The sequence below is a fragment of the uncultured Microbacterium sp. genome, from assembly GCF_963521695.1.
Lineage (GTDB): Bacteria > Actinomycetota > Actinomycetes > Actinomycetales > Microbacteriaceae > Microbacterium.
In genome coordinates this window covers 1-5,072 of sequence record NZ_CAUQWC010000234.1, presented here as the reverse complement: position 1 = coordinate 5,072, position 5,072 = coordinate 1, and the positions used below count along the sequence as shown (strand labels likewise).

Annotated in this window: 5 protein-coding genes; 2 read left to right on the top strand and 3 right to left on the bottom strand. The window is 71.2% G+C overall.

Going from position 1 to position 5,072, the window contains the following annotated elements; all coding sequences use genetic code 11:
• Positions 1-62: 62 nt before the first annotated feature.
• The 3 genes from RWP81_RS14110 to RWP81_RS14100 form a co-directional block, all read right to left on the bottom strand.
• A complete protein-coding gene (locus tag RWP81_RS14110) occupies positions 63-713 on the bottom strand; it encodes a response regulator transcription factor (protein WP_314457125.1) in 651 nt (216 codons plus the stop codon).
• 106 nt (positions 714-819) lie between these two features.
• Positions 820-2,010 carry a histidine kinase gene (locus tag RWP81_RS14105; RefSeq protein WP_314457123.1) on the bottom strand — a complete coding sequence of 397 codons (1,191 nt, stop codon included), beginning with the start codon at positions 2,008-2,010 and terminating at the stop codon, positions 820-822.
• 68 nt (positions 2,011-2,078) lie between these two features.
• A complete protein-coding gene (locus RWP81_RS14100) occupies positions 2,079-2,570 on the bottom strand; it encodes an Lrp/AsnC family transcriptional regulator (protein WP_314457127.1) in 492 nt (163 codons plus the stop codon).
• A 114-nt stretch (positions 2,571-2,684) separates the two neighbouring features.
• Here RWP81_RS14100 and RWP81_RS14095 point away from each other — a divergent pair, with 114 nt between their 5' ends.
• Together RWP81_RS14095 and RWP81_RS14090 are read left to right on the top strand one after the other, a co-directional pair.
• Complete coding sequence (locus RWP81_RS14095; protein ID WP_314457121.1) at positions 2,685-4,076, top strand: DUF6421 family protein; 1,392 nt, start codon at positions 2,685-2,687, stop codon at positions 4,074-4,076.
• A gap of 83 nt (positions 4,077-4,159) precedes the next feature.
• The gene (locus RWP81_RS14090; protein WP_314457118.1) at positions 4,160-4,858 is read left to right on the top strand and encodes an SDR family oxidoreductase; all 699 of its coding nucleotides are present in this window, start codon (positions 4,160-4,162) and stop codon (positions 4,856-4,858) included.
• The last annotated feature ends 214 nt before the right edge of the window (positions 4,859-5,072 follow it).

The window sequence follows — 5,072 nt, the reverse complement described above, 5'->3', positions numbered from 1 at the left end:
GCCCGCGCCCGGCGCGCGCCCGCGGAGCTGAACGACGGCCGGTGCGCGGCCCGCGACGCCGGTCAGACGAGTCCGTGCCGGTACGCGAACACGACCAGCTGCACGCGGTCGCGTAGCGCGAGCTTCGTGAGGATGCGACTGATGTGGGTCTTTACGGTGGCCTCCGAGAGGAACTCCCGCTCGGCGATCTCGGCGTTGCTCAGACCGGACGCTGCGTGCGCGAAGATCTCCCGCTCACGCTCGGTCAGCCCGCCGTACGACGAGGGAACGGGTTCCGCTGAGCCCCCTTCGGCGATGTGCGCGAACAGCTCTCGCGTCGCGGACGCCGCGATCACGGCCGATCCCGCATGCACCGTCCGCACGGCGGAGAGGAGGAACTCCGGCTCGGAGTCCTTCAGCAGGAAGCCGCTCGCCCCGCCCTGGATCGCACGCGCGGCCGCCTCGTCGAGGTCGAACGTGGTGAGGACGACCACGCGTGGTGCGTGAGGTTCGCGCAAGATCTCCGCGGTCGCGGCGAGGCCGTCCATGACCGGCATCCGCACGTCCATCAAGACGAGGTCAGGCCGCATCGCCCGGACGACCTCGACACCCTCGCGCCCGTCGGACGCCTCACCCACCACCTCGAGGTCGGGCTGCGAGTTCAGGACCATCTTGATGCCGGCGCGGAAGAGCGCCTGATCGTCGACGAGGACGATGCGGACGGGGGCGGTCATGACGACACGTCCTTTCGAGGGTGGGACCGCGGCGGAGAGACGCGTGGAGGGGGTGAGACACCCCCGGCGTTCCTCGGCGTCTCTACGAGGTGCCTGGGCGAGATGGTCACGCCGTCGCCCCGATCGGCAGGGTCGCGCGGACGGCGAACTCGCCGTACTCCGGTCCGGCGGTGAGGTGGCCGCCGACGAGCTGCGCGCGCTCGCGCATGCCGATGAGGCCGTGACCGGCGGAGGGGGTGGCGGTGGTCGCCGAGGTGGGACGGGCGTTGCGTACGGAGACGACGACGCGGTCGGGCCACCACCCGAGGTGCACGCGCACCCGCGGATCGACGCCGTGACGCAGGGCGTTGGTGAGGGCCTCCTGCAGGATGCGGTAGACGGCGAGCTGGACCGCGGCCGGTGGGAGGTCCGAGGGCTCGGGGTCGACGTCGACCTGCAGATCGATGCCCGCCGCCCGCAACCGCTCGAAGAGGACCTCGGTGTCGGCGAGGGTCGGTTGCGGCCCGTCGCCCTGACTGTGGCGGAGCTGCGACAGCAGCAGCCGCACGTCGCCGAGGGCGGAGCGCGCGGTCGAGGAGATCGTCGTCAGGGCCTCGACGGTCGCCCCGGGGTCGGATGCCGCCGCGTACCGCGCGCCGTCGGCCTGCGCGATGACGACGGCGAGCGAGTGCGCGACGACGTCGTGCATGTCGCGCGCGATCTGCACCCGTTGCTGTTCCGCGATCGTCTCGGCTTCGGCCGCGCGCTGCGCCCGGCTGTTCGCCGCCGCGCGCTGCGCCGTGCGCACGAGGGCGCCGGACACCCACGAGAGCAGGAGGGCGAAGCCTGCCGCGAACATGACCGCGATGATGGCGAACCACTGCTCCGCGCCGAGCGGCGCCGACATCCCCCCGCGCAGGAGGTAGAGCGGGACGATCACGGCACCCGCGATCGCCGACGCGAAGCCGGCCCAGAACACGCGCCGAGACCCATAGGCTCCGGTGGTGTACAGCGCCGCGAACACGGCGAAATCGCTCGGCGACGGAGAGCGCGAGAAGGCCATCTGCACGAGGGCGCCGACCCAGGCGAGCGAGAGGGCGACACCGGGGCAGAGGCGTCGCACGGCCACCGCCGCCGTGAAAGCGGCGGCCGTGAGGACCGCCCCGAGGTTGTCGGCCACGACCGACGCGGCCACCCCCGCATCAACCCGCCACGGGGTCGAGGTGAGCTCGATGGCGAAGACGAGCAGGCCGAACACCGCGGCGAGGCCGAGGTCGGTGATCAGCTGGTATCGCTGGAGCGGGCGCGGGGAGAGCATCGTCGCCACGTTACGCGGGGGTGAATGCTTCGGCATCCGTCTCAGGATGTATCCCGACCCGCCGCGGGTCAGGCCGGGAAGTCGGCCGGCTCGACAGGACGCGCCTCGAAGAACGTCTGCAGCACCACGGTGGTGCGCGTGTTCACCTGGGCGGCGGAGCGGATGTCGCGGATGAGGGATTCGAGCTCGCGCGGGGTGGGGACGCGCACGAACAGCATGTAGGCCGCCTCCCCGGCGATGGAGTGGCAGGCCTCGATCGCCCCGAGGTGGGCGAGAAGTTCGGGGGCGTTGTCGGGCTGCGCGGGATCGAGCGGGGTGATCTCGACGAAGGCGGCAAGCGGCCGGCCGAGGGCCTCGGCATCGAGGATGGGGCGATACCCCTTCACAATGCCCCGGGCTTCGAGCCGGCGCAGGCGCGACTGCACGGCGGAGACCGACAGGCCCACGCGATCGGACAGGTGCGAGAGAGTGGCGCGGGCGTCGAGCGAGATCTCACGCACGATCGCGGCATCGACGGCGTCGTCGAGACGCGGGGCGCGGGGCGCGGGAGCCTCGGTCATGAGGTCGACAGTAGCAGGGGCGTCGAGGGCGGCAGTGGTGAGGACCGTAGGTTTTCCGTTAGTATCCACGTTCAGCAGGAAAATTTACCGCTTCGAACGGAGGATGCGATGACCATGACCACGCCCACCCGTGTCGCCGAGGATCTGCTCGCCGGTCACGGCGTCGACACGGTCGAGCACACCCCCGCCTGGGCGCAGCTGAAGACCGCCGCGACCGCCCTGCAGGCGCTGCAGGCCAAGGACGGATCGATCGAAGACACCGCCGCGGCCGAGCCCCTCATCGACGACGTCATCGCCTCCCTCGACGCCCTCGCTCCCCTCTTCCCGCACGACGCCGACTACCTCACCGCCTCGATCGCCGACTTCCGCCGCTGGCGCGCCGAGGGCCTCGGCGCTCCCGACTTCCTCGACTCCCTCGTGGCGTTCCACCCGCAGGATCACCGGGTCGACGGCATCCGTCACCTCGTCGTGTTCCCCATGTACACGCAGAACGGCTCGAGCGAGCGGCACGTCGAGGCGGTGCTCGTCGAGGCGATCTGGCCGGAGTTCATCGCGCGGCTCGAGACGGAATACACCAACAGACTGTTCGTCTCGCTGCGCCTGATCGACTTCACCTCGGGCTACGACACCAATTCGGCCGTGCTCTTCCCCGAGACGGTCGCCATGCGAGAGGTCCCCTCATTCACCTGGGGCGCCATCTTCCAAGACCGCGAGGCTGCCCGGTACCGCCGTGTCACGCGCGCGGCATCCGAGATCACCAAGCTCGAGCTGCCGGACGCTGCCGCCCGCCTACTCGATGACCAGGACCTCGCGGAACGCACCTTCGTCATGTGGGACCTCATCCACGACCGCACCCACATGCGGGGCGATCTGCCCTTCGACCCGTTCATGATCAAGCAGCGGATGCCGTTCTTCCTGTACTCGCTCGAGGAACTGCGCTGCGACCTCACTGCCTTCCGCGAGAGCGTCTCGCTACAGGCGCGCCTCGCGGCCCGCGACGACCTGGATGCCGCTGAGCAGGCGATGCTCGAGCACGCCGAGCTCGTGCAGTACGCGGTGATCTTCGACCGCATCTTCCGTTTCGCCATCACCGGCTCACGCGTGCGCAACTACGACGGTCTCGGCGGGCAGCTGCTCTTCGCGTGGCTGCACCAGCGCCGGGTGCTGCACTGGACCGACACCTCGCTCGCGTTCGACTGGGACGAGGTGCCGGCCGCGGTCGTCGCCCTGGCCGACGCGATCGACGAGTTGTACTGGCGCTCGATCGACCGGCCCAAGACGGCTCACTGGCTCGCCGCGTACGACCTCGTCCGCTCGGTCGTGACGCCCCACCCGGCATCGGTGTGGGCCCGCGGTCTGACGGATGACGTGCTCGCGGGACTGCCGAAGGGCTACACCGACGCGGTCCTCGACGACGAGTTCCCGCTGTCGATGTTCTTCGAGGCGCTCGAGAAGAAGATGCGGCCCGTGATCGCGTCGACCGAGGGCATCCGCGGCACCGACTGACGCGCGGCGGCCCTCATCAACGCTCCCTCGGAGGGGGCTCGACGTGGGCGGCGCCGGAGCCCACACTGGAGAAGGGGCCCACGATGACGGATGCGGAAGCCGCGGACGAAGGCGTGTACGGGCGCCGGGTGCTGCTCGCGGGCGGAACGAGCGCGGCGGGGAGGGCGTGCGCACGTGCCCTCGCGGAGGCCGGGGCGCACGTGATCGTCGTCGGCAGCGACGATGATCGACTGGCCGGGGTCTCGGCGGAGGTCCCCGGGATCGCCGTCGAGCGCTGCGATCTGATCGATGCGAACGCCGTCGACGCGCTCCGCGAACGCGTCCACACCGCCTACGGCCGAGTCGACGGCATCCTGCACCTCGTCGGAGGGTGGCGGGGCGGCGGCGGTCTCGCCGGCCAGAGCGACGACGACTTCGCGTTCCTGCTGCGGTCGCTGACCGCGCTGCGACACGTCAGTCGCGCCTTCGACGACGACATCCGCGCCTCGGATGCCGGACGCCTCGCGATCGTCTCGTCGAACGCGGTCGCCCGGCCGCTCGCCGGCGGAGCGAACTACGCGGCGGTGAAGGCGGCATCCGAGGCCTGGGTGCGCGCGGTCGCGCAGGGGTACGCAAAACACGCCCGCGACGCGGGCCACGACCCGGCGGCGGCGGCCGTCGTCTTCCGCGTGAAGAGTCTCGACGGACTCGAGGACGCTCTGGCCGCCTCGTTCGTCGCGCTCTGGGACGACGACGCGGCGGCGTGGAACGACGTCCTGATCGACATCGCCGCGCCCGTCTGAGTGGCGTGGAGCGCGGCGGCGCGAGCATCGCTCGACGCCGGTACGATCAACGCCTACGCGCGCGGCTCGTCGGACGCGGCGGTGGGTGCCGACCCGCGCATCCCCCGGGAGGCGGCCTCGGGCATGTCGACGGGCGATGACGCGTCTTCCGCTCCGTCACCGACCTGGTCGGTCGGGTGCTCGGCGACGTCGGCGTTGACCTCTGCCGTCCGGT

Bases quoted from the DNA above. Each gene is read 5' to 3' on its own strand.
- RWP81_RS14095 (WP_314457121.1), top strand. From the start codon at position 2,685: ATGACCACGCCCACCCGTGTCGCCGAGGATCTGCTCGCCGGTCACGGC.
- RWP81_RS14090 (WP_314457118.1), top strand. From the start codon at position 4,160: ATGACGGATGCGGAAGCCGCGGACGAAGGCGTGTACGGGCGCCGGGTG.
- RWP81_RS14100 (WP_314457127.1), bottom strand. From the start codon at position 2,570: ATGACCGAGGCTCCCGCGCCCCGCGCCCCGCGTCTCGACGACGCCGTC.
- RWP81_RS14110 (WP_314457125.1), bottom strand. From the start codon at position 713: ATGACCGCCCCCGTCCGCATCGTCCTCGTCGACGATCAGGCGCTCTTC.
- RWP81_RS14105 (WP_314457123.1), bottom strand. From the start codon at position 2,010: ATGCTCTCCCCGCGCCCGCTCCAGCGATACCAGCTGATCACCGACCTC.